This is a genomic window from Flavobacterium sp. (assembly GCF_036782315.1).
Taxonomy (GTDB): Bacteria; Bacteroidota; Bacteroidia; order Flavobacteriales; family Flavobacteriaceae; genus Flavobacterium.
On record NZ_DAIPZK010000001.1, the window covers coordinates 329,955 to 354,715 of the forward strand.

The 24,761-nt window shown below is 32.4% G+C and carries 29 protein-coding genes; 22 read left to right on the forward strand and 7 right to left on the reverse strand.

What is annotated here, in order from left to right; genetic code table 11:
* Nucleotide 1: 1 nt before the first annotated feature.
* From V7P59_RS01445 to V7P59_RS01455, 3 genes are read right to left on the reverse strand one after another with little or no spacing between them, the layout of a single operon-like run.
* Complete coding sequence (locus V7P59_RS01445) at nucleotides 2–352, reverse strand: hypothetical protein (protein WP_111566400.1); 351 nt, start codon at nucleotides 350–352, stop codon at nucleotides 2–4.
* A complete protein-coding gene (locus tag V7P59_RS01450) occupies nucleotides 345–1,508 on the reverse strand; it encodes a hypothetical protein (protein ID WP_333807954.1) in 1,164 nt (387 codons plus the stop codon). The genes V7P59_RS01445 and V7P59_RS01450 overlap by 8 nt, the downstream gene beginning before the upstream one ends.
* Nucleotides 1,509–1,511: 3 nt before the next feature.
* Complete coding sequence (locus V7P59_RS01455) at nucleotides 1,512–2,009, reverse strand: DUF6265 family protein (RefSeq protein WP_333807956.1); 498 nt, start codon at nucleotides 2,007–2,009, stop codon at nucleotides 1,512–1,514.
* Nucleotides 2,010–2,368: 359 nt separating this feature from the next.
* On the opposite strand from V7P59_RS01455, the gene V7P59_RS01460 reads away from it, so the two are divergent.
* The 3 genes from V7P59_RS01460 to V7P59_RS01470 all read left to right on the forward strand — a co-directional run bounded on the left by V7P59_RS01460 (nucleotide 2,369) and on the right by V7P59_RS01470 (nucleotide 3,564).
* Nucleotides 2,369–2,689 (forward strand): single-stranded DNA-binding protein, encoded by a 321-nt coding sequence (locus V7P59_RS01460; protein ID WP_291110382.1) that lies wholly within the window; start codon nucleotides 2,369–2,371, stop codon nucleotides 2,687–2,689.
* 106 nt (nucleotides 2,690–2,795) lie between these two features.
* Complete coding sequence (locus V7P59_RS01465) at nucleotides 2,796–3,119, forward strand: single-stranded DNA-binding protein (protein ID WP_333807959.1); 324 nt, start codon at nucleotides 2,796–2,798, stop codon at nucleotides 3,117–3,119.
* 7 nt (nucleotides 3,120–3,126) lie between these two features.
* On the forward strand, nucleotides 3,127–3,564 hold the full coding sequence (locus V7P59_RS01470) for an HRDC domain-containing protein (RefSeq protein WP_333807961.1): 438 nt from the start codon (nucleotides 3,127–3,129) through the stop codon (nucleotides 3,562–3,564).
* Nucleotides 3,565–3,600: 36 nt separating this feature from the next.
* On the opposite strand, the gene V7P59_RS01475 is transcribed toward V7P59_RS01470, so the two are convergent.
* The 4 genes from V7P59_RS01475 to metG are packed head-to-tail and all read right to left on the reverse strand — an operon-like array spanning nucleotide 3,601 to nucleotide 7,877.
* Nucleotides 3,601–4,503 (reverse strand): histone deacetylase family protein, encoded by a 903-nt coding sequence (locus V7P59_RS01475; RefSeq protein ID WP_333807963.1) that lies wholly within the window; start codon nucleotides 4,501–4,503, stop codon nucleotides 3,601–3,603.
* A complete protein-coding gene (locus V7P59_RS01480; protein WP_333807965.1) occupies nucleotides 4,504–5,127 on the reverse strand; it encodes a chloramphenicol acetyltransferase in 624 nt (207 codons plus the stop codon).
* On the reverse strand, nucleotides 5,124–5,810 hold the full coding sequence (locus tag V7P59_RS01485) for an HAD family hydrolase (RefSeq protein WP_333807967.1): 687 nt from the start codon (nucleotides 5,808–5,810) through the stop codon (nucleotides 5,124–5,126). Before V7P59_RS01485 ends, V7P59_RS01480 begins: the two co-directional genes overlap by 4 nt.
* A 9-nt stretch (nucleotides 5,811–5,819) precedes the next feature.
* Nucleotides 5,820–7,877, reverse strand: coding sequence for a methionine--tRNA ligase (metG, locus tag V7P59_RS01490; RefSeq protein ID WP_333808110.1), 2,058 nt, complete (start codon nucleotides 7,875–7,877; stop codon nucleotides 5,820–5,822).
* 155 nt (nucleotides 7,878–8,032) lie between these two features.
* Here metG and V7P59_RS01495 point away from each other — a divergent pair, with 155 nt between their 5' ends.
* The 19 genes from V7P59_RS01495 to dut all read left to right on the forward strand — a co-directional run bounded on the left by V7P59_RS01495 (nucleotide 8,033) and on the right by dut (nucleotide 24,644).
* Entirely contained in the window at nucleotides 8,033–8,929 is an 897-nt protein-coding gene (locus V7P59_RS01495) for a S66 peptidase family protein (RefSeq protein ID WP_333807969.1), read from the forward strand.
* 41 nt (nucleotides 8,930–8,970) lie between these two features.
* Nucleotides 8,971–9,330 (forward strand): YraN family protein, encoded by a 360-nt coding sequence (locus V7P59_RS01500; RefSeq protein WP_333807971.1) that lies wholly within the window; start codon nucleotides 8,971–8,973, stop codon nucleotides 9,328–9,330.
* Between the two features lie 74 nt (nucleotides 9,331–9,404).
* Nucleotides 9,405–10,070, forward strand: a complete 666-nt coding sequence (locus V7P59_RS01505; RefSeq protein WP_333807972.1) for an aspartate kinase — start codon at nucleotides 9,405–9,407, stop codon at nucleotides 10,068–10,070.
* Between the two features lie 106 nt (nucleotides 10,071–10,176).
* Nucleotides 10,177–12,807: a type IX secretion system periplasmic lipoprotein PorW/SprE gene (porW, locus tag V7P59_RS01510; RefSeq protein ID WP_333807974.1), complete on the forward strand. Its 2,631-nt coding sequence runs from the start codon at nucleotides 10,177–10,179 to the stop codon at nucleotides 12,805–12,807.
* A 21-nt stretch (nucleotides 12,808–12,828) separates the two neighbouring features.
* Nucleotides 12,829–13,188: a bactofilin family protein gene (locus V7P59_RS01515; protein WP_333807975.1), complete on the forward strand. Its 360-nt coding sequence runs from the start codon at nucleotides 12,829–12,831 to the stop codon at nucleotides 13,186–13,188.
* A complete protein-coding gene (locus V7P59_RS01520) occupies nucleotides 13,188–13,418 on the forward strand; it encodes an AtpZ/AtpI family protein (RefSeq protein ID WP_333807976.1) in 231 nt (76 codons plus the stop codon). Before V7P59_RS01515 ends, V7P59_RS01520 begins: the two co-directional genes overlap by 1 nt.
* Nucleotides 13,411–13,788 carry a hypothetical protein gene (locus V7P59_RS01525; protein WP_333807978.1) on the forward strand — a complete coding sequence of 126 codons (378 nt, stop codon included), beginning with the start codon at nucleotides 13,411–13,413 and terminating at the stop codon, nucleotides 13,786–13,788. The genes V7P59_RS01520 and V7P59_RS01525 overlap by 8 nt, the downstream gene beginning before the upstream one ends.
* Before the next feature lie 118 nt (nucleotides 13,789–13,906).
* Nucleotides 13,907–15,049 carry a F0F1 ATP synthase subunit A gene (gene atpB, locus V7P59_RS01530; protein WP_333807979.1) on the forward strand — a complete coding sequence of 381 codons (1,143 nt, stop codon included), beginning with the start codon at nucleotides 13,907–13,909 and terminating at the stop codon, nucleotides 15,047–15,049.
* 36 nt (nucleotides 15,050–15,085) lie between these two features.
* Complete coding sequence (gene atpE / locus V7P59_RS01535) at nucleotides 15,086–15,274, forward strand: ATP synthase F0 subunit C (protein WP_111566383.1); 189 nt, start codon at nucleotides 15,086–15,088, stop codon at nucleotides 15,272–15,274.
* Between the two features lie 89 nt (nucleotides 15,275–15,363).
* A complete protein-coding gene (locus V7P59_RS01540) occupies nucleotides 15,364–15,864 on the forward strand; it encodes a F0F1 ATP synthase subunit B (protein WP_333807982.1) in 501 nt (166 codons plus the stop codon).
* Nucleotides 15,865–15,868: 4 nt separating this feature from the next.
* Nucleotides 15,869–16,402, forward strand: coding sequence for an ATP synthase F1 subunit delta (atpH, locus tag V7P59_RS01545; RefSeq protein ID WP_333807984.1), 534 nt, complete (start codon nucleotides 15,869–15,871; stop codon nucleotides 16,400–16,402).
* A gap of 23 nt (nucleotides 16,403–16,425) precedes the next feature.
* Entirely contained in the window at nucleotides 16,426–18,003 is a 1,578-nt protein-coding gene (gene atpA / locus V7P59_RS01550; protein ID WP_333807986.1) for a F0F1 ATP synthase subunit alpha, read from the forward strand.
* A 76-nt stretch (nucleotides 18,004–18,079) separates the two neighbouring features.
* Nucleotides 18,080–18,937, forward strand: a complete 858-nt coding sequence (atpG, locus tag V7P59_RS01555; RefSeq protein WP_333807988.1) for an ATP synthase F1 subunit gamma — start codon at nucleotides 18,080–18,082, stop codon at nucleotides 18,935–18,937.
* A 201-nt stretch (nucleotides 18,938–19,138) separates the two neighbouring features.
* A complete protein-coding gene (locus V7P59_RS01560) occupies nucleotides 19,139–19,315 on the forward strand; it encodes a hypothetical protein (RefSeq protein WP_333807989.1) in 177 nt (58 codons plus the stop codon).
* A gap of 96 nt (nucleotides 19,316–19,411) precedes the next feature.
* Nucleotides 19,412–21,754, forward strand: coding sequence for a S9 family peptidase (locus V7P59_RS01565; RefSeq protein ID WP_333807991.1), 2,343 nt, complete (start codon nucleotides 19,412–19,414; stop codon nucleotides 21,752–21,754).
* 1 nt (nucleotide 21,755) lies between these two features.
* On the forward strand, nucleotides 21,756–22,190 hold the full coding sequence (locus V7P59_RS01570; protein WP_333807993.1) for a GNAT family N-acetyltransferase: 435 nt from the start codon (nucleotides 21,756–21,758) through the stop codon (nucleotides 22,188–22,190).
* Nucleotides 22,187–22,648, forward strand: coding sequence for a hypothetical protein (locus tag V7P59_RS01575; RefSeq protein WP_333807994.1), 462 nt, complete (start codon nucleotides 22,187–22,189; stop codon nucleotides 22,646–22,648). Before V7P59_RS01570 ends, V7P59_RS01575 begins: the two co-directional genes overlap by 4 nt.
* Before the next feature lie 30 nt (nucleotides 22,649–22,678).
* Entirely contained in the window at nucleotides 22,679–24,136 is a 1,458-nt protein-coding gene (locus V7P59_RS01580) for a lipopolysaccharide biosynthesis protein (RefSeq protein ID WP_333807995.1), read from the forward strand.
* Between the two features lie 73 nt (nucleotides 24,137–24,209).
* Complete coding sequence (gene dut, locus V7P59_RS01585; RefSeq protein WP_333807997.1) at nucleotides 24,210–24,644, forward strand: dUTP diphosphatase; 435 nt, start codon at nucleotides 24,210–24,212, stop codon at nucleotides 24,642–24,644.
* Nucleotides 24,645–24,761 lie beyond the last annotated feature (117 nt).

Below are 24,761 nucleotides of genomic sequence, written 5' to 3' on the forward strand. Positions count from 1 at the left end.
CTTAACTATCTTTCCTCACCAACATATAAAAATCATCCTCCAAAGCACGATAGCCTTGGTCGTACAAAAAGAAATAGGTGTTACCCGTTTTGGTTTGTAACATGCTTGTGAAAAACTCAAAATCGAAACCTTTGCTTAGTAATTTGGTTTTGGTGGTTTTTCCTTTGTCTTCTGGGTTGAGTTCACACAAAATGCGGTAATTTTTGCGCAATTTGTTGTTTATGTTGCGCATCAGATTGTTCTGATCTTTATTCATTTTGTTATTGTACGCATTGCGACAACCATCCGAACAAAACTTCTTGTCTTCGCGACCAATGATTTTATCGCCACATTCTAAACAGGTTTTACTCATAATAATATCGTTCAATGTTTACTAATTTTTCACCGATGTAATGTTTGATTTCTTTTAAAAGCCCTTTTTTATTATATAAATATTCAAATCTAATCACATTATTTTGACCATATTTAGAAGTTTCATATTTTAAAATTGAATTTTCATAAAAATATTCGCGTGTGTCAATTTGATTTTCAGAAAGTTTTTCTTCTTTAATTAATGAATTGTTTTTGTCAAAATATTGGATGGTTTTTGTATAATATTTTGGGATTGGTTTATTTATATTATCAGTTGTAGAAATAATTTTTCCTTCATGATTGTAAACTATTTCTGTTGTAGAATCTAAAAAAGGTTTGCCTTTAGTGTAATACCACCCTGTAGAATCAATTTGTTTTATGAAATTTTGATTTTCATCATAAAAATAATTTTTCTTTGTATGCTTTTCTTTTTTATGAGTATAAGTAATCCATTCCAATAGCTTGCTTTCGTCATATTTCCATTCTTGAGATAAATATTTTTCTTCACAATGAGAACAACTTTTGGAAATTTTAAAATCAGATTTCATATCGAATTTTGAATAATAGGTTGTACTATCTGTTGACTGAAATTGTTTTACTTTTCTATTTTTTGAATCGTATTCAAATTGAGTTATTTTTGGATTGTTTATGGAAATGAATAGATGAGTTGTATCATTTTTAAATAAATAGATACTTTCATTTTTATTGTAAACAATACTTTTAATAACATTGTTGAATGCATCATATTCAAATTGTTCTATTGTTGAATTGTGATTTATTTTATCTTTTTCTTTTTTTTCACTTGATATATGAAATATTGATCTTTTGGTAATCAAATTGTCTTTGGAATAATCGTTTTCAAAATTATAATATTGTCTATGACTTCCACCTCCATGATTAATAAAAAGCCAATTGTGATTTGTTCCATTTATTGTAGACTTCTCTATGTTATATTCATATTGCTTTAAAAGTAAACTGTCTCTTTTAATTTTTCCATTCTTTTTGACATCTTTCGAAAAAACGGCAACTCTTTTTATATTAAATTTTTCAAAGTTTTTTGGGTTTTCCCAATCCACATAAATTTGATTCAGTTTTTCATTTTGACAGAATGAAAATATTGAATTGATTAGAATTAGTATTATGATGATTTTCTTCAAGTTTTACTTCTTAAAATTAAACTTCATTTCTTTACCGCTATCTTCAAAAACTACGTAAATATTAATTTCGTTATCCGAAATTTTCTCAAACGTAAATTTGTCGAAATACACATGTGTTGGCGCGACTTTTACTAATCTGAAATTCTCACTTACTTCCGCTTTTTCCCAACCTTTTAATTCGCCATCAAAGTGTTTGAGTTGTAATAAAAGTGTTTTGTCTTTTTCAATAATGTGTCCCAATTCATAAAAAGCAACTTTTCCATCAACCACTAATTTGAAGTTGAACATCATCGAATTTCCAATAGGTTCGCTCCACGTTTCTTGACAAATGCCATCTAAAGCTTCGCCTGTCCAATTGCCTACAATCCATTTTACATCTTGTAAAGTGGCTTTTGGCGAACCTTTTTCATCATTATAATTTAGAGTGTTTTGTGCAAATGTGGTAAACGAACAAATAAAAAGTAAAAAATAAATACTTTTTTGAAAGAGAGATTTTTTCATCTGTAAAGTCTTATAGTTTAAGCGAATATACAAAAATGATTTCCATTTACAAACGCTTACAAATATTTACAACCGATATTAAATAGCTAATTACCGAATAACGTTTTTTTCTTGCCACATCTTTGCACTGTCGAAATGAAACAACGAGTTCAAGTTCAAAAACAAGAGCAAGTTTAAATTTCAAACATTAGATTTTTTAGATTATTTCAATTTCTTAAATCTGTGTTCCAATAAGAATCAATATTAAATAATTATAAACATTTTAAATTTTACACGCCATGAAATGAGCATTTTCCTTAGGCAAAAACTAAACGAAATGCGAATTACATAAAACCTTAATAAATAAATATATAAGCCTTATGAAAAACAGAGTACAATTAATCGGACATGTAGGTCAAGAACCAGAAATCAAAAACTTAGAATCTGGAAGAGTAGCTAACTTCACAATTGCTACAAATGAAAGTTACACGAACGCCAAAGGTGAAAAAGTAGAACAAACCGAATGGCACCGAGTTTCCGCTTGGGGAAAAACAGTCGACATCATCGAGAAACTATTAACCAAAGGAAGTCATGTTGCTATTGAAGGAAAACTAACCCACAGAAGTTACGACGACAAAGACGGAAACAAACGTTACATCACAGAAGTAGTTGCAAATGAATTAGTATTATTAAGCAAATAATCAAGTTCAAACTCAATTACAATTTCAAAAGTCAATTTCAAACTTTGCGTCTCTGCGACTTTGCGAGATATTACAATTAACACAAACATTTTAAATTTTATACGCCATGAAAAACTCAGTACAATTAATCGGACACGTTGGTCAAGAACCAGAAATTAAAAACCTTGAAGGAGGAAAAAAAATAGCAAACATCAGCATCGCTACAAACGAAGTGTATTATCGTGAAAACGGTGACAAAGTAGAACAAACCCAATGGCACCGAGTAACTGCTTGGGGAAAAACAGCCGATATTATCGAACGTTTTGTAACCAAAGGTAAAGAAATTGGTATAGAAGGGAAGTTAACCCACAGAAGTTACGACGACAAAGATGGAAACAAACGCTATATTACCGAAGTAATTGCAAACGAAATTTTGTTAATAGGTAAATAAAGATGTTATGCAAGTTAGAGTATTTTCAATCCGTTTGGATAATGCATTTTTAGAGTACGATCAGCAACAATTGAATGCTTTCTTGAATTCGGTAATGTTTAAGAAATCGAGTACACAATTTGTTGAAAGTGAAGAAGCACATTGGTCGGTTATTGTTCATTATGAATCAGAAGAACAAGAAAAACCAGAACGATTAGAACGAAAATCTTACGAAGATTTGAATCCGAAAGACAAACAAGTTTACGGTTATTTGAATCAATGGAGAAGCGAAAAATCGGAAGCTTTGAAGCTGAAAAAGTATATGATTTGTCACAATTCAGAATTAATCGATTTAGCTATGTATAAACCAAGCAACTTAGATGAATTACAACAAATTAAAGGTTTTGGAAAACAAAAAGCAGACCGATTCGGAGAAGATATTTTAGCGATTTTGAATGCCGTTTGATAAAAGACCACCAGCGAAAGTTGGTGGTTTTTTTATTTAAAACAAAATATCTTTCGCAGCGCGATAGGTATTGGTATGCGCATCAATAATCGTTTTGATTTCTGGAGAATATCCGCCACCCATACTCACTTGAACGGGAATTTGATAGTGTTCACAATGTTGAAAAACAATTTCGTCTCTTTTCTTACAGCCGTCAATAGAACAACCTAATTTTCCTAATTTATCAGAAGCTAAAATATCAACTCCAGCCAAATAGAAAATGAAATCAGGTTTTTGTTGTTCTATTAATTTTGGAATAATTTCGGAAATGATTTTCAAAAAATCCTCATCAGAAGTGTTGTCTTCAAAAGCAATGTCTAAATCAGAAGTTTCCTTTTTGAACGGATAATTAGATTTTCCATGAGTTGAAAAAGTAAAGACATTATCGTTTTTTTGAAAAATTTCTGCCGTTCCATTTCCTTGATGTACGTCCAAATCGATGATTAAGATTTTTTTTGCTAGTTTTTTATCTAACAAATATTGAGCAGCAATGGCTTGGTCGTTCAACAAACAAAATGCTTCACCTCTATTAGAATAGGCGTGATGCGTTCCGCCAGCAATATTGAATGCTACATTTGTTTCAAATGCTTTTTCAGCTCCTATAACAGTTCCTTGTGCAATTCTCAATTCTCGTTCCACAAGTTCTTTAGAAAGCGGAAAACCAATTTTTCTCGCAGCTCTTGCATCTAAAGTTAAATTCAATAAATCGGAAACATATTCTTTTGTGTGAATCCTTAAAACAGTTTCAATCGGGATAATTTCGGGTTCAAGAAAATCACTTTTTTGAACAATGCCTTCGTGCAACAATTGTTGTGGTAATAACTCGTATTTTAACATCGGGAAACGATGCCCATCGGGTAATGGATGTTTGTAAATTGGATGAAACGCAATGGGAAACATCTATGAATTCATTAAATTTTGCAATTCTTCTACAAATAATCCAATATGATAACCATCAATTAAACCATGATGCGCTGTAACTGAAAGTGCCATTTTTTTCTTTCCGTTTTCTTCAACGACTTTTCCAAAGGAAATTTTTGGGCAACTATCTGCAAAGCCAAAGTTTCTAGAATGTGTTAATCCTGTGAAATTAATCCAAGGAATAGCTGAAAAATGGATGATGTTTTCTGGATATTCCCTAGTTAAAATTCCAGTAGTTGTTTGAATTCTTTCAATTTCTGTTTGTACAATTTTATTAAATTTGTAAATATCTTCATGAAATTTCATAAACGAAAAACCAAACGTTTTATCTTCTCGCATTATAGTTGCTGATGCATCAATTTCATTGTAAAGAAATACGTCCTCACCTTCAATTCTATATTTAAAATTTTCGATTTGATTTACAGCAACCAAAGTTTTGTGAAGGTAGTAAACAAAAAATGAAATTTGCATAGACTTTGCTTTTTCATAAGCAATCGTACAATCAAGGGTTGTTGTAATTCCGAAAAACGGTTCTTGAAAGGCTGTGAAAAATTCCAAATGGCCTTTTCGATTCCAAGTGGATTTGTCTATTTTTTGCTTCATTTTAGTAAAGGTAAAAGCTCGGTAATATTGGTAAACGATTGGAAATTTTCGTGTTTGATTTCAAAATCAATTTTCTCGTATTCCCAAGTGGTGTGATATGGAATGTGAATCGCATGTCCGCCAATATTCAAAACGGGTAAAACATCAGATTTCAATGAATTACCAATCATCAGAAAATCTTCTGGTTTACAATCTAAACGGCCTAACATTTTTTCGTAGTCTAATTCGGCTTTGTCACTCAACACTTCAATATGATGAAAAAAAGGTCCAATTCCCGAATCGTGTAACTTGCGATGTTGGTCTTTTAAATCACCTTTTGTGGCTACAACCAATTTATATTTCCCTTTCAACTGTTCCAAAACGGATTCTACGTTTGGTAATAATTCGACCGGTTTTTGCAATAAGTCTTTTCCAATGGTTAAAATTTGCTCAATACCTTTTCCCGAAATTTGATGATTCGTCAATTGTAAAGCGGTTTCAATCATCGACAAGGTAAACGCTTTAATTCCGAAACCATACAAAGGCAAGTTTTTCACCTGATGATTCAAAATCAATCCCAAAATTTCCTGACTCGAAGCATAATCTTGAAACAAGACACAAAAGCGTTCTTGCGCCTCATCGAAATAAGGTTCGTTGTGCCATAAAGTGTCGTCTGCGTCGAAAGCGATTATTTTTGGGTTCATATTTTTGTATTAAGATATCATCGCGCCATTAATCACACCTTCCGCATCTGGGTTTACGAAAACCAATTTCCCTTCGGCGTTGTTCGTTAATAACAACATACCTTCGCTTTCAACACCACGTAAAGCTCTTGGTGCTAAGTTTACTAAAACCGTTACGCGTTTTCCAACAACTTCTTCCGGTGTAAAATGCTCTGCAATTCCAGAAACGATAGTTCTTACATCAATTCCTGTATCTACTTTTAAAACTAACAATTTGTTGGCTTTTGGCATTTTTTCAGCTTCGATGATGGTTCCAATTCGTAAATCTACTTTGGCAAAATCTTCGAAAGTGATGATGTCTTTTTGAGGTTCAGCTTTTGCGTTTTCCACTTTATTGGCAGTTTTAGTTGCTTCTAATTTGTCTAATTGTTTTTGGATTTCGGCATCTTCAATTTGGGCAAACAAGATTTCGGCTTGACCAATTTGATGTCCTGCTGGTAACAAGTCTGTTTTAGTCGTAACATCGTTCCAACCTAAAGCATCGATTTTTAAAATATTTGATAATTTTTTTGCTGTAAAAGGTAAAAATGGTTCCGATAAAACCGCTAAAGCAGAAGCAATTTGCAACGCTACATACATTTGAGTTTGCACTCTTGCCGGATTTTCTTTGACCATTTTCCAAGGTTCTTCATCAGCTAAATATTTGTTTCCTAAACGAGCCACATTCATCAATTCACCTAACGCTTCTCTAAAACGGTAACGCTCGATTGAACTTGATATTACTGCTGGATAGGCTTTTAATTCAGCTAAAGTTTGTTCGTCAACTTCTGTAAATTCGTTTGGAGTTGGGACAATTCCGTTGTAATATTTATTAGTTAACACCACAACACGATTGATGAAATTTCCAAAAATCGCAGCTAATTCATTATTATTTCTTGCTTGAAAATCTTTCCAAGTAAAATCGTTGTCTTTTGTTTCTGGAGCATTTGCCGTTAACGCATAACGTAATGCGTCTTGTTTTTCTGGGAAATCTTGTAAATATTCGTGCAACCAAACTGCCCAGTTTTTAGAAGTCGATAATTTGTTTCCTTCTAAATTTAAAAATTCATTTGCCGGAACATTATCAGGTAAAATATAACTTCCTTCCGCTTTTAACATCGCTGGGAAAATGATGCAATGGAAAACGATATTGTCTTTTCCAATGAAGTGAACCAATTTTGTATCGGCATCTTTCCAATACGGTTCCCAATCTTTTCCTTCGCGAGTGGCCCATTCTTTGGTTGAAGAAATGTAACCAATTGGCGCATCAAACCAAACATATAATTTTTTTCCTTCTGCACCTTCAACAGGAACATCGATTCCCCAATCTAAATCACGTGTTACGGCTCTTGGTTCTAAACCACCATCAACCCATGACTTTACTTGTCCGTAAACATTTGGTTTCCAATCGTTTTTGTGACCTTCTAAAACCCATTCTTTTAAGAACGATTCGTAACGATTTAAAGGTAAAAACCAGTGTTTTGTTGATTTTAAAATCGGAGTTTCGCCGGTAATTGTCGATTTTGGATTAATTAAATCAGTTGCATTTAAAGTCGAACCACATTTTTCACATTGATCGCCATAAGCTTCTGGATTGTCACACTTTGGACAAGTTCCAGTTACAAAACGATCTGCTAAGAATTGGTCAGCTTTTGCATCGTATAATTGTTCGGTAGTTTCTTCAATGAAATCACCATTATCGTATAATTTTTTGAAAAATTCAGAAGCTGTTTTGTGATGAATCTCCGAAGAAGTTCTCGAATAATTATCAAAAGAAATCCCGAAATCTTCAAACGATTTGCGAATAATTCCGTCATATTTATCAATTACTTGTTGAGGCGTAATGCCTTCTTTTTTAGCTTTCATGGAAATCGCCACACCGTGCTCGTCGCTTCCGCAAATGAAAGCCACATCTTTTCCTTGCAAACGCAAATATCTCGCATAAATATCAGAAGGAACATAAACACCTGCTAAATGTCCAATGTGAATCGGTCCATTTGTATAAGGTAAAGCCGCAGTAATTGTATATCTTTTCGGATTTTCTAACATATCATCATAAAATTTGATGCAAAAATAATCGATTAGTGACGAAATCCCGAATTTTAATTGGATTTTGTTTACTTTTGAGTTAATAAAATCTGACAATGTATAGATTTATTTTGATACTTATTTTAATTTCAAACTTTTCTCATTCACAAAAGAAAATGAAAATTCCATCTTATCTAAAAAAAGGCGACACAGTTGCTATTGTTTGTACAGCCCGTAAATTTTTTCCAGAAGATGCAAAACCTGCTATTGAATTATTAGAATCTTGGGGATTGAAAGCCAAATTAGGCAAAACCATAGGTTTAGATAGTTGCCAATTGGGCGGAACTGATGCAGAAAGAATTACCGATTTTCAGGAAATGATGGATGACGACAATGTTAAAGCCATTTGGTGTGCTCGTGGTGGTTATGGGTCAGTTCGAATTATTGATTCGTTAGATTTTACCAAATTCAAAAAGCATCCGAAATGGATTATGGGTTTTTCTGATGTTACGGTTTTACATAGTCAATTGAATGTGGAACGCGTTGCGACTTTGCATTCGATTATGCCGTTTACGGTTCCAAAAGCTCCAGAAGAAGTAAAAGAAACGTTGCGAAAAGCACTTTTTGGAGAGACGATTTCGTATACAATTCCTTCAAAATCATATGATATAAAAGGAAAAGCTTCTGGTGAATTAGTTGGTGGAAATATTTCGATTTTATATAGTTTATTGGGTTCAAAATCTTCCATTGATACCAAAGGAAAAATTCTTTTTATTGAAGATTTGGACGAATATTTATATCATATCGACAGAATGATGTACAATTTAAAACGTAATGGTTATTTTGAAAAGATCAAAGGAATTATTGTGGGAAGTATGGCCGATATGCACGATAATGATATTCCGTTTGGGCAAAATGAGGTGCAGATTATTACTGCAATTGCTAAGGAATACAATATTCCAATCGCTTTCGAATTTCCAGCGGGACATCAAAAAGACAACCGAACTTTAATTCTTGGAAAACAAGTAGATTTTGAAGTAAACGAAAAAGAAGTAAAACTTCAATTTCGCTAAAATTGGCACATCTACATATTGAAAATTGACACATTGAACTAATGGCAGAACATAATGATTTAGGAAAACTTGGTGAAGAATTGGCAGTTGAATTTTTACAGAAAAACGGCTACGAAATCCTAGAAACCAATTGGATTTTTGATAAAGCTGAAATTGATATTATTGCAAAAAAAGCTGAAATTTTAGCTGTTGTTGAGGTGAAAACGCGTTCGAGTATTGATTTTGGTTTACCACAAGAGTTTGTAAAACCTAAAAAAATCCAATTATTACTAAAAGCTGTAAATGAATATGTTGTTCAAAATGATTTAGATGTTGAAGTTCGATTTGATATAGTAGCCATTCATAAAACAAACTCAGAATTTGTTATCGAACATATTGAAGAAGCATTTTATTATTTTTAAAATGTTAAATTTATAACAAATTGTTTTTTATTCCTATCTTTGCCCAAACAATCAACAAAGAGAATAAAATTATAATGAAAACAATATCATCTGTAGTAGAGCAATATATCAAATCAAAGCCTTTTTTATTGAGTTCGCTTTCGCAAGGAATCATCAATCTAACATCACTAGCTCGTATTATGATGCCTGAGCTAGAAGCGCATTTGGGTAAAGATGTAAAGCAAGGTGCTGTTGTAATGTCATTGAAAAGACTTTCTGAAGAATTAGATTTTAAAATCAATTATAAAATTTCAAAAGTTTTAAAAAATATTGGTGAAATCACTGTACGTTCCTCACTGACCGATTTTACTTTCATTAGTTCGGATTCGCTTTTAGACAATCAAGCAAAGTTAATTTCGGAAATCAACAAACAACAAGATATTTTTTATACATCATCTCGTGGTGTAAATGAAACTAACATTGTAACAAGCACTTCGATTGAACCTCTTGTTGAGACAATTTTTAAAAATGAAAAATTAACGCATAAAATAGAAAATCTTTCTTCTATTACAGTGAAATTACCTCAAGAAAACATTTCAACTCCGGGAGTTTATTACTATATTTTTCAAAGATTGGCTTGGGAAGGAATCATCATTCACGAAGTAATTTCAACCACAAATGAATTTACTATCATTGTTAGTGACGATCAAATTGATGTTGCTTTTAAGGTAATCAAGGACCTTAAAAATGTATTTGATTAACAAAAAGTCTACTATTTTTTTTCACATCAAAAAAAGAAACGTATTTTTACCATTCTATATATACTAAAAAGTAATTTTAGTAGTTTAAGTACAAAAACGTTTTACATTGAAAAGCACTATATTTAAATATACTTTAGCGATTGGTTTTTTGTTTTTTTTGATAGCATGTTCTGTTAAAAAAGATAAATTTGTTAATCGTAACTTTCATTCTGTCACCACTAAATACAATGTTCTTTATAACGGAAATGTAGCACTAACCAAAGGATTAGATGAATTAAAACTTACTTATAAAGATAATTTTTGGGAAGTCTTACCTATTGAACGAACTTCAGATGCTGAAGAAGCTGTTTTACCCGGACAAACTAAGAACAAAAACTTTGAACGTGCCGAAGAAAAAGCAGTAAAAGCAATTCAAATGCACTCTATGAATATTGCTGGGACAGAAAAAAATCCACAAATGGATGAAGCTTATCTTCTGTTGGCTAAATCACGTTACTATGAAAATCGTTTTATTCCTGCATTAGAAGCATTAAATTACATTCTTTACAAATATCCGCTAAGTGACCGAATTTATCACGCTAAAGTATGGCGTGAAAAAGTAAATATCCGATTGGATAACGAAGATGTAGCTATTAAAAATCTTAAATTACTTTTAAAAGATAAAAGAATTGAAGGACAAGATTTAGCCGATGCTAATGCAATGTTAGCACAAGCTTACATGAATATTCAAGTTAAAGATACTGCTATTGCAGCTTTAAAAGTAGCTAAAGAAGCTACGCGTGATAACGAGGAAAAAGCAAGATATACTTTTATTTTAGGACAATTATATGAGCAAATGAATTATAATGATAGTGCTTATGCAGCTTTTGAGGAGGTTATTCAAATGAATCGAAAAGCTCCTCGTCGTTATGTAATTCAAGCGCATGCTAAACAAGCCCAACAATTCAATTACACTAAAGGTGATACGTTAGCATTTTTAGAAAAATTCAATAAGCTAATTGAAGATAGAGAAAATCGTCCTTATTTAGATATTTTAAACCATCAAGTTGGAATTTTCTATGACAAAAACAATAAGAATCAAATTGCAAAAAAGCATTATAATAAATCAATAAAAGCTGTTTCTGGAGATAAATATTTAACGGCATCAAATTACAGAAACCTTGGTGAAATTTACTTTAGAGAAGCTGATTATAAAACTGCAGGTAAATATTACGATAGTACGCTTATCAATTTAAATGATCGCACCAGAGAACACCGAAAAATTAAAAAGAAACGCGATAATCTAGAAGATGTTATTAAGTATGAAACAATAGCACAACAGAACGATAGTATTTTATCGGTTGTAGCTATGAACGACTTCGATAGAAAAGCTTACTATAGTAATTACATCTCAAAATTAAAAGCTGAAGATGAACGAAAAGCAAAATTAGAAGCTGAAAAAGCAAAAAAAGATGCCAATGCGCAAGCAAATAATGTAAATAACCCAAAACAACCAAATATAGCCGGAATGAAAGGCGGTAACAACCCAGTAATTCCACTAACTAACGGCCCTTCTAATTTACCGCCAGGAATGGGTGTGGGTACTGATAATTCTAATTTTTATTTTTATAATCCAGTAGCTGTTGATTTTGGGAAAAAAGATTTTCAAAACAATTGGGGAAAAAGATCGTTGAAAGACAATTGGAGATGGTCTTCCGATAAAGGAAATATAAACGATTTCAAAGATGATAATCAAAAAGATACAGATGCTCTTAAAGATTCAACTGTTGTAGTTGAAAATCCTAAATACGATACAGGTTTTTATTTGAAGCAAATCCCAACAGATAAAAAACTGTTAGATAGTTTAACTAAAGATCGTGATTTTGCTTATTACCAATTAGGATTAATATATAAAGAAAAATTTAAAGAATATGAATTGGCCGCTTCTCGTTTGGAGCAGTTATTAAAAAACAAGCCCGAAGAACGTTTGGTGCTTCCAGCAATGTACAATTTGTATAAAATTTATCAGCAAATTTCGCCTTCAAAAGCTGCAGAAATGAAGCAACAAATTTTGTCTCAATATCCTGATAGTCGTTATGCCCAAATTTTGAATAACCCCGAAGTAGAAATAATGGATAACGATAATCCAGAATTGGTTTTTAATGCATTGTTCAAGAAATATAACAACAATCAAATAAGAGAAGTGTCAACGGAGTTGGATGAGGCTATTTTTAAATTCGCTGGAGAAGAATCATTGCCAAAATTTGAGATGCTAAAAGCCAAAACAATTGCAAGATTGCAAGGTGTTGAAGAATATAAAAAAGCCTTAAATTTTGTAGCTTTAACCTATCCAAATGCACTTGAAGGAAAAGAAGCTGAAAAAATGGTTCAAATGGAAGTGCCGTTAATTGAAGCGCTTGATTTTGGTTTAGCTCAACCAACAGGTTACAAAATTATTTTTCCTAAGAAGTATCCTTACTATAAAGATGTAAAAAATCTAACCGAAAAAATAGCTAAGTATATCAAAGATACCAATGCTGTTGCTCTAAAAACATCGGAAGATATTTATACGTTAACAGACAACTTTATTGTAATTCATGGTTTTGATAACAAAGATGCAGCAATATCGGTATTGTCGGTACTGCAGCTACATAAAAATTATAAATTAACCGACAAAGTTTACATTATTTCCACGGAAGATTATAAGATTGTACAAATGAAAAAGAAGTTGGAAGAATGGATTTTGTTAAACAAATAAGAACCTCAAATCCCTATTAATATGTTTGAAAAAGAGAAAAATCAAGATCATTTATTAGGAAAAACTAATAGAATAGTAGACGGAACTACTATTAATGGAGACATTACAACCTTTGCTGATTTTAGGTTAGACGGAAAACTAAAAGGGAATTTTACTTCGGAAGGAAAAATCGTAATTGGTTCTACAGGCGAAGTAATTGGCGATATCATTTGTAAAAATATTGATATTGAAGGAAGATTTTCGGGTAAATTACAAGCCGAAGGGATGTTAAATGTAAAATCTAAAGCTCATATAACAGGTGAAGTAATTGTAGGCAAACTTGCTGTTGAACCCGGCGCAAGATTTGAAGCCAGCTGCGAAATGAGAACACAGGTCAAATAATGGATTCAAAAAATAAAAAACAAGCTAATAAATGGTTAGCACTAATTAATATCCCATTTCAAATGGGATTGATTATTTTTGGCTTCTCTTATCTTGGTAGTTGGCTTGATGAAAAATATCCAAATCCCGAAGGTTATTTTCTAAAAGGGATTACACTCCTTGGAGTTTTTGTTGCCCTTTATAATGTAATCAAACAAGTAAATCAATTAAATAAAAAAAAAGATGTTTAAAAAACTACCTATTATTGTTCAAGTTCTTATAGTTTCATTAGTTTTTTTTCTTATTCATTTTGGAATAGTTTCTTATTTGGATAAATTGGATTTAATGAAGTTTTTAATGTCTTATTCTTTACAGTTTGTAATGACTATTTCGATAGTTTTAGCAATGATTAAAATTTATGAAATAGCAAAAGAACAATTAGGTTTCGCTTTTTTAGGTTTATCAACACTTAAAGTAGGAATTAGCTATTTTTTTGCTACCGAATATTTATTTCAAAACCAACAAATGCTTCAAATTAATAAAATTAATTTTTTCGTTATTTTTCTGTTTTTTTTAAGCGTAGATGTCTATTTTACAATAAGATTGCTAAACAAAAAGTAATTTAAGGCAAAAAAATCATTAAAAATTCAAAAAAAATTATTTTTTGAAACTTGGAATATTAATTAAAGTTGTACTTTTGCAAAAATTTTTAAGACCAAAATTTTAGAATATAATCATTATGGTGATTTCAAGAAAACCACTTCATGTAATAGCAGCTATCGCAATTGCGATATTGCCTTTATTCAGTTTCGCAAATGTTTCTAATGATTCAGTAAAAAAAGAATCTCATGAAGTTCATGCTACAGCAGATGCTCATCATGAAGTAACGGCAGAACCTCAAGACAAAAAAGCTAAAGTTGATGCTTATATTCAACATCACTTACAAGATTCTTATGATTTTACTTTTTTCTCTGATGAAAAAGAAGGTAAGCATTATGGGTTTTCATTGCCTGTTATTTTAATTGATAACGGTTTAAAAATATTTTCATCTTCTAAATTTCACCACGGAGAAACTGTTGCTGAAGTTGATGGAAATTACTATAAATTATACCACGGAAAAATTTACAAAACAGATGCAGCTGGAACTATTAACTACGACGAGCATCATCATCCAACAAATGCAAAACCATTAGATTTTTCAATTACAAAGAATGTTGTTTCAATGTTGTTTGCTTCTGCTTTGTTGTTGTTAATGTTTGTTGGTTTAGCTAAATCATACAAAAAAGGACCAATTCCAACAGGATTTGGTAGAGTGTTGGAGCCACTTATTTTATTTATCAGAGACGAAATCGCTATTCCAAATATTGGAGAGAAAAAATACAGAAAATTCATGGGTTATTTATTAACTGTGTTTTTCTTAATTTGGTTATTAAACTTACTTGGAATGACTCCGCTAGGAATCAACGTTACAGGTAATATTGCAGTAACTATTTGTTTGGCATTATTTACATATATTATTACACAATTTAGTGCTAATAAAGATTATTGGATGCACATTTTTTGGATGCCAGGTGTTCCGGTTCCAATGAAAATCATCTTAATGCCAATTGAAATTTTAGGAACATTAACAAAACCATTCGCTTTATTAATTCGTTTGTTTGCAAACATTACAGCTGGTCACGTTGTAATCATGAGTTTAATCGCAATGATTTTTGTTGGAAAAAATTTAGCAGCTGACTTACCTATATCATTAGGATTAACATTGTTTATTTCAATTATTGAAGTTTTAGTAGCGTTTCTACAAGCTTTTATCTTTACAATGTTATCATCATTATTTATTGGTATGGCAGTTCAAGATCATCATCACGACGATCATCATTAAAATTTGAGTATTGTTTAATTTTATAAATCAATTATTATGTACAATTTAATTGGAGCTGGTTTAGTAGTAATCGGTGCAGGTTTAGGTTTAGGAAAAATTGGTGGTTCTGCAATGGACGCTATCGCACGTCAGCCAGAAGCTGCTGGTAAAATTCAAACAGCGATGATTATTATCGCTGCTTTATTAGAAGGTTTAGCATTCGCTGCTTTAATCTTAGGAAAATAATAAAGAAAAAGAAATCAGTATCTGTAACGGTTGGTTACAGGTACTGTTTTTAAAAAGAAAGTACTATTTAAACATATATTTTTCAAAACATGGAGAAATTAATTAACGATTTTTCATTCGGACTATTTTTCTGGCAAGCAATTATCTTATTAGTATTAATTATATTAATGGTTAAATTTGCTTGGAAACCTATCATGAATTCAATTGTAGCTCGTGAGGAAGGAATTTCTAACGCTTTATTAGCAGCTGAAAATGCTAAGAAAGAAATGCAAAACTTGAAGTCGGATAATGAAAAATTATTAGCTGAAGCTAGAGCGGAAAGAGATTTAATGATTAAAGAAGCAAGAGAAATCAAAGAAAAAATGATTGCTGATGCTAAATCTGAAGCGCAAGCACAAGGCGAAAAAATGATTGAGGCTGCTAAAGCTTCTATCGAAAGTGAGAAAAATGCAGCTATGGCAGAATTGAAAAATCAAGTTTCTTCTTTGTCATTAGAAATTGCTGAGACATTATTAAAAGAAGAATTATCTAACAAAGAAGCTCAAACTAAGTTGGTTGAGAAAATGTTAGGTGACGCTAAATTAAACTAATATCATGGCAGGAACTAGAGCAGCAATTCGATACGCTAAAGCTATTTTGGATATTGCCAAAGTAAACAATTCTGTAGATGCAGTTAATACAGATATGATTGCTATTGCAAAAGCAATCAAAGAAAATACAGAATTGAAAGACTTTTTGCAAAGCCCAATTGTTAAAGGAGAAATTAAATTTTCTTCTTTAAACGAAATTTTTGCTTCTGCTCAGAAAGAGACAAAAGGATTATTTCATTTGCTTTTAGTAAACAAAAGATTTGAATTATTAAACGATGTTGCTTTACAGTTCAATGCTTTATACGATGAACTTAACGGAATTGAAATAGCTAAAGTAACAACTGCTATTCCAATGACTGCAGAGTTAGAAGCTAAAGTGTTGGCAAAAATTGCATCGTTTTCAAATAAAAAAATTACCATTCAAAATATTGTAGATCCAGCTATCATTGGAGGATTTATTTTAAGAATGGGCGACAAACAATACAATGCATCTGTAGCAAGCAGATTGCAAAATTTAAAAAGAGAGTTTAGTAATTAATATACCATTAAAGATATATCAAAATGGCGGAAATTAAACCTGCTGAAATTTCAGCAATATTAAAACAACAATTATCAGGTTTTGAATCTGGTGCATCGTTAGAAGAAGTTGGAACAGTACTTCAAGTTGGAGACGGTATCGCTCGTGTTTACGGATTATCAAACGCTCAATACGGAGAGTTAGTACAATTCGAAAATGGATTAGAGGCTATCGTATTGAACTTAGAAGAAGACAATGTTGGGGTGGTACTTTTAGGACCATCAACAGGAATCAAAGAAGGTTCTACAGTAAAAAGAACACAACGTATTGCTTCTCTTAAAGTAGGAGAGCAAATGGTAGGTCGTGTTGTAGATACTTTAGGTAACCCAATTGACGGTAAAGGTCCAATCGGTGGTGAGTTATATGAGATGCCATTAGAAAGAAAAGCTCCTGGAGTTATTTTCCGTCAGCCAGTAACTGAGCCATTACAAACTGGAGTAAAAGCAGTTGATGCTATGATTCCAGTTGGTCGTGGACAACGTGAGTTAGTTATTGGTGACCGTCAAACTGGTAAATCAACAGTTTGTATCGATACGATCTTAAATCAAAAAGAATTTTATGATGCAGGTCAACCAGTATTCTGTATCTATGTAGCTGTAGGTCAAAAAGCTTCAACTGTTGCTGCTTTAGCAAAAACATTAGAAGAAAAAGGAGCTATGGCTTATACTATCATCGTAGCGGCTAACGCTTCAGATCCTGCTCCAATGCAAGTTTACGCTCCTATGGCAGGTGCTGCAATCGGAGAATATTTCAGAGATTCTGGTCGTCCAGCTTTAATTGTTTATGATGATTTATCCAAACAAGCAGTAGCTTACCGTGAGGTGTCTTTATTATTAAGAAGACCACCAGGACGTGAGGCTTACCCTGGAGACGTTTTCTACTTACACTCTCGTTTATTAGAAAGAGCATGTAAAGTTATCGCTAACGACGAAATCGCTAAAAACATGAACGATTTACCAGATTCTATCAAAGGAATCGTTAAAGGTGGTGGTTCGTTAACAGCGTTACCAATTATCGAAACACAAGCGGGTGACGTTTCTGCTTATATCCCAACAAACGTAATTTCGATTACTGATGGTCAGATCTTCTTAGATGGTGATTTATTCAACTCTGGAGTTCGTCCTGCTATCAACGTAGGTATTTCGGTATCTCGTGTTGGAGGTAATGCACAAATCAAATCAATGAAAAAAGTTGCTGGTACATTAAAATTAGACCAAGCTCAATTCCGTGAGTTAGAAGCTTTCGCGAAATTTGGTTCTGACTTAGATGCGGTTACTTTAAACGTAATTGAAAAAGGTAAGAGAAACGTAGAAATCTTAAAACAAGGTTTGAACTCTCCATTTACAGTTGAAAATCAGGTAGCAATTATCTATGCAGGTTCTAAAAACTTGTTAAGAAATGTACCAGTTGAAAAAGTAAAAGAATTCGAAAAAGATTATTTAGAGTTCTTAAATGCAAAACACAGAGATACATTAGACGCGTTAAAAGCAGGTAAATTTGATGACAAAATTACTGACGTTTTAGAAAACGTAGCTAAAGAAATTTCAGCAAAATATAATTAATTAGTCAATTAGACAATGTGTCAATTAGACAATTAATTGACACATTGATAAATTGGCACATTGACAAATTAACAAAATGGCAAACTTAAAGGAAATACGTAATAGAATTACTTCTGTTTCATCTACGATGCAAATTACATCGGCGATGAAAATGGTTTCTGCTGCTAAATTAAAAAAAGCGCAAGATGCCATTACGGCTATGCGTCCGTATGCAGAAAAACTTACTGAACTATTACAAAACTTAAGTGCAACTCTTGAAGGAGAAGTAGGTGGTGCTTTTACAACTCAAAGAGAAGTAAAAAAAGTGCTTATCGTTGCAATTACTTCTAATAGAGGTTTGTGTGGTGCGTTTAATTCAAACGTTATCAAACAAGTAAAAGTAGTAGCGGATACTTACCAAGGAAAACAAGTGGATGTTTTTGCTATCGGTAAAAAAGGAAACGACGTTTTACGTAAAACACACAATGTGGTTGACGTTCAAAACAGTGTTTTTGATCAATTGACTTTTGACAATGCAGCTGCAATTGCGCAACAGTTAATGGATAAATTCGTAGCAGGTGAGTATGATAAAATTGAAATCGTATATAACGAATTCAAAAATGCAGCGACTCAAATTGTAAGAACGCAACAGTTTTTACCTTTAGCTCCAATTGTTGGTGGCGAAGTAGTAGCTTCTGATTATATCTTTGAACCTTCTAAAGAAGAAATTGTGTTAACATTGATTCCAAAATCATTAAAAACACAATTATACAAATCGATTAGAGATTCATTTGCAGCAGAACACGGAGCACGTATGACCGCAATGCACAAAGCAACCGATAACGCTACAGAATTAAGAAACCAATTAAAATTAACTTACAACAAAGCACGTCAAGCAGCAATTACTGGAGAAATCTTGGAAATTGTTGGTGGAGCAGAAGCTTTGAATAACTAATTTTAATTTAGATATTATAAAAAGTCCCGATTTATAGGGACTTTTTTTATATTTGAAAAAGAAGAAACATGATTGTGGATTTTTTAGGAATCGTATCAATTTAGATAGCTTAAAAATCTTTTTAATATCAAAATATAAATATAAGCTTATCGAAATTTTCATCAAGATTCGGTTTTTTAGAGTAATTAAAAGGTAAATGATATGGGATATTTAGCGGTTCGATTTGTTGGTGCTGTTGTTTATTGTGTGTTTACTAAGTTAGAAAAGCCTTTTAAAGAGTGTATGGATTATAAGCATGCATTTGTAATTGGTTCTATATTTATTATTGTAGTTTTTTATTTGGTGCTTTATGTGTTACATCTTATGGGTGGTGGTTAGTTGATAAATTTTATACGAATAGCAATAATTCATTTAACAAAACCTTTTTCCCTCATTTACTTTTATTGGTATATTTGTAAGAATAACAACTCGCCAATGAAAAAATATACGTCTTTCGTTCTATTACTTTTTACCTTTTTGGCTTCGGCACAAAATCTTCGTTTAGAAGACATCATGAAAGGAAATGAATTCATCGGGCACCAACCTGATAATCACCGTTGGTCAATCGATGGGCAAACCGTTTTATTTGATTGGAATCCGAATAACGAAATAGGAAACAGCACGTATTTCTGGAACGCTTCTTTAAAAACGCCTCAAAAAGTAACAACTTCAAATCCGATTTACGATTTGGATTTCATGGCAACACAAAAAGACTATGATGTGTTGTATTATACGAATCAAGGCGTTTTGTATTCGTATACCAAATCCACTAAAAAGACAAAAAAAGTCATTCAATTAGCCGATAGAATTAATTCGGTAGAAAGAAGTAAAAATCCTGATGTGATTTTCTTTCAGCAAAATAGAAATGTATATCAATTCAATACCAAAGATTTTTCAATTGTTCAATTGACCAATTTTAAATCGGGAAAAGAGAATAAAGTTTCAAAAGAAGAAGATTCTTTTTTAAAAAACCAACAAAAAGAATTGTTTCAATTTGTTCGCGATGAAGAAGCTTCTTCAAAATGGTATGAAGAAAAATCAAAATCTAAAAAAGAGAAATTCCCAAAAGAAATCTATTACGACAAATCCTCTTTAGAGCAAATTAAACCCTCACCAGATGGAAAGTTTGTAACCTTCCGACTTTCAGATTATCCAAGTCAAGTTTCCACTAATGTTGAAAATTTCATTACTGCTGATGGATTTACACGTCAAGAAAAAGCAAGAGCAAAAGTTTCGACAGCTAATTTCAGTAAGCATAAATTCGGAATTTTCAATGTCGAAAAAGATACTACGTATTATGTTTCTTTTTCGAATTTAACCGGAATTAAAGACGCACCAAAATATTATCAGGACTACGAAAATCTTAAAGACAAATCTGATTACGAAACCGCAATTGTAATGATGAGTCCAGTCTATAGCCAAGACGGAAAAAATGCCGTTTTGGAAATCAGAAGTCAAGACAACAAACACCGTTGGATTGTGCAATTGGATTTAAATTCAGGAAAAATTATCGAGTTAGATCATCAACACGACGAAGCATGGATTGGCGGACCAGGAATTCCTGGTTACAGTTTCAGTGGCGGAACTTTAGGGTTTATAGATAATTCGACCTTTTATTTTCAATCAGAAGCTACTGGTTTTTCGCATTTGTACATATACGATTTAAGAACCAAGAAAAAAGAAGCGCTAACAAAAGGTAATTGGGAAGTTCGTGAAGTGAAATTGTCCAACGATAAAAAATCATTTTACATCACCACCACGACAACACATCCAGGAAACAGAAGTTTTTACAAATTAGACATCGCTTCTAAAAAAATGACGGGAATTTTAACCAATGATGGCAACTACGAAGTAAAATTATCTCCCGATGAAAAGACGCTTTTAGTTCGGTATTCCTATAAAAATAAACCTTGGGAATTGTACGTTGGAGCTAACAAGCCAAATTCTGATTTGAAACAAATTACGTTTTCAACAACGCCAGAATTCGAAAAATACAATTGGAAAACACCAGAAGTTATCACCTTCAAAGCCGAAGACGGAACCAGTGTTTACGCACGTTTGTACCAACCTAAAACGGAAAACAAAAACAAAGCCGCAGTTATTTTTGTTCACGGCGCGGGATATTTGCAAAACGCCCACAATTATTGGAGCACGTATCACAGAGAATACATGTTTCACAATATGTTAACCGATTTAGGTTACACAGTTTTAGACATCGATTACAGAGCCAGCGATGGTTACGGTCGTGATTTCAGAACGGGAATCTATCGTCACATGGGTGGAAAAGATTTATCGGATCAATTGGATGGAAAGAAATATTTGGTTCAAAATTTAGGAATTGATGCCAACCGAGTTGGAATTTACGGCGGTTCGTATGGCGGATTCATCACATTGATGGCATTGCTAACAGAACCAGGCGAATTCAAAGCAGGAGCCGCATTACGTTCGGTTACCGATTGGGCGCATTACAATCACGGTTACACGTCAAATATTTTGAATTTCCCAGAAACCGATCCTGAAGCGTACAAGAAAAGTTCTCCGATTTATTTCGCAAATAACTTACAAGACAAATTGTTAATGTTACATGGAATGGTAGACGATAACGTGCAATTTCAAGATATAGTTAGATTAACGCAACGTTTCATCGAGTTAGGAAAAAAAGATTGGGATTTAGCCGTTTTTCCAGTAGAAGCACACGGTTTTACTGAAACGTATTCTTGGGTAGATGAATACCGAAGAATTTTAAATTTATTCAACGAAAATCTATTACAAAAATAAAATGCCACAGTTAATTGAATTAGGAACAAAAGCCGAAATGTTGGAACAATTATCTATTATCCAACAATTATATCCTGATTATACGCTAGAAATTTATGGCGATTTGTTAGATAAAATGATTCCGCACAATTACAAACAACTGATAGCGGTTGAAAACGGAATCACGATGGGTTTGGCAGGATTTTGGATAGGAACTAAACTATGGAGTGGTAAATATCTAGAATTGGATAATGTAGTTGTGCATGAAGATTTTCGTTCCAAAGGTATTGGAAGCATTATGACTGAATATCTCAACCAAAAAGCAATAGATGAAGATTGTAATATGATGGCGTTAGATGCGTATACCACCAATTTTGGAGCCCAAAAATTCTACATGAATCACGGATTTGTTCCAAAAGGGTTTCATTTTGTGAAATATTTAAAACAAGGATTATGAAGAATTTAATAGTCGTTTTTTTCGTAGGATTTATAGTTTCATGCGGATCAGTTAACAAAGCAGAAGCGCAATCCGAAATTAAAATTGCAGAAGCTTCTCATCAAAGTTGGGTTGCAGGAGTTCGTGGGGGTGGAAGCGGAATTAACTTTTATCTTGAACTCAAAACAGAATTGCCCACTAACATCCAATTAAAAAAAGTAATTTTTAGAGGTTACGAAGTGCCGTTTGAAAAACAAGACAACTTGCATTTTCAGGCAATGATAAAAACTCCGGGAAATCAGCAAAAGCATGATGATGATAATTCCCCAATTTTTACAAGTCCAAAAAACAATACCAAACTTAAGGATAACGAAGCCATTTTAATTTATTTGAAAAAAGGTAAAGAATACCAACAAAAAATTACGAATGTAATTGAAAAACCAGCTTTAGAATATCCTTCGGCAAGACCAAAGTTTTAATTACATTTGTTATTCTAAAAAACGAATAATTTGAGTTCAGGTAAAAGTCTTTTTAAACAAACAGCAATCTATGGCATCGCAACAGTGTTGCCAAGAATGTTGAGTTTTCTATTAGTTCGATTATATACTGATTATCTCCCAAATAAAGAATATGGGGAAGTTTCAGTAATCTTTTCTTATTTGGTTTTTTTCAATGTAATTTTATCTTACGGAATGGAAACGGCTTTTTTTCGATTTTACAATTCAGAAGAAAATAAAGGAAAAGTAATTTCAACATCCATCATTTCTCTTTTTTGGTCTACAATTGGATTTTTAGTTCTGTTTCTTTTATTGCGTAAAGACTTAGCACTTTGGTCAAAAATCAATGTTGAATATGTAGTTTTTACCATTTGGATTTTAGCTTTAGATGCTTTAGCGATTATTCCATTTTCCAAAATTAGAGCCGAAGGTCGTCCAATAAAATATGCTGTAATTAAAATTTTAAATGTTTTAATTAATCTATCATTAAATGTTTTTTTCTTAGCATTTTTACCTAAATGGGCAGCAAATACTGATAATATGTTTATTCAAACTATTTATCACCAAGACTTTCAAATTGGTTATATTTTCGTTTCAAATTTAATAGCAAGTTTATTTACATTATTATTTGTATTGCCAGATTATTTCAATATTAAATGGCAATTTGATACCGATTTATGGAAGAAAATGATGCAATATGGTTTGCCTATTTTAGTAGCCGGAATTGCCTTTGCCATAAACGAACATTTTGATAAAATACTTCAAAAATCGATGAATGTTGATATGGCAGATGTTGGAGCCTATTCAGCTTGTTATAAAATTGGAATGTTTATGGTGTTGTTTAGAACGGCTTATACTCTTGGAATTGAACCATTTTTCTTTAGTCACGCAAAAAATGAAAATGCGCCTCAAACGTATGCTACGATTACGAAATATTTTGTCATTTTTGGTTCGTTCATATGTTTAAATGTTATCGTATTTGCCGATATTTTAAAATTAATTTTAGTGAATAACCAAAGTTATTGGTCGGCAATGAAAATTGTTCCATTAATTGTTTTAGCCAATTTCTTTTTAGGTATCTACACTAATTTATCGGTTTGGTATAAGTTAATTGATAAAACCAGAATTGGTGCTTACATTTCAATTGTTGGAGCCATTGTAACTTTAGGTTTAAATTTACTTTTAATTCCAATTATTAGTTACATGGGTTCTGCAATTGCCACTATTTTGGCTTACGGAACCATGATGCTGATTTCGTACTACATGGGACAAAAAAAATATCCAATTCCTTATGACAAGAAATCGATTTTTACCTATTTGGGATTGGCAATAGTACTTTCAGGAGTTTCATTTTATGTGCCAATTTTACGTGAAACTTACATCTTCGGAATTGCAGCTATCTTGTTTTTTGCTTACTTTGTATACCGAAACGAAAAAGAAACCATTTTAACAATTATTAGAAGAAAATAATAACTTTGAATTATAGATTTAGTAACGATTTATCCCATTTCTAAGATCTGTGTTCTAAAAAATTAAATTAAAAATGCAAATCAAAATCATCAATAAATCCAATCATGAGTTGCCAAACTACGAAACTATCGCTTCAGCTGGAATGGATTTGCGTGCGAATATATCAGAACCAATAACGCTAAAGTCATTAGAAAGAACCATCGTAAAAACGGGGCTTTTCATTGAATTACCAATTGGTTACGAAGCTCAAGTACGTCCAAGAAGCGGTTTAGCAGCCAAAAAAGGAATCACGGTTTTAAACTCACCAGGAACAGTCGATGCTGATTATCGTGGAGAAATCGGTGTGATTTTAGTAAATTTATCCAATGAAGATTTTGTAATCGAAAACGGAGAACGTATCGCCCAATTAATCATCGCCAAACACGAACGCGCAGAATGGATTGAAGTAACCGAATTATCAGAAACCTCAAGAGCAGAAGGTGGTTTTGGCAGCACGGGAGTGAAGTAAAGCCCCTAACCCCCGAAAGGGGAACTGACAAAATTGTGTAAATAGTTTATAAATAAATTGAATTAATTAATAAAATCCTATTGACCCCTAATAGGAATTCCCCCCTTCGGGGGTTAG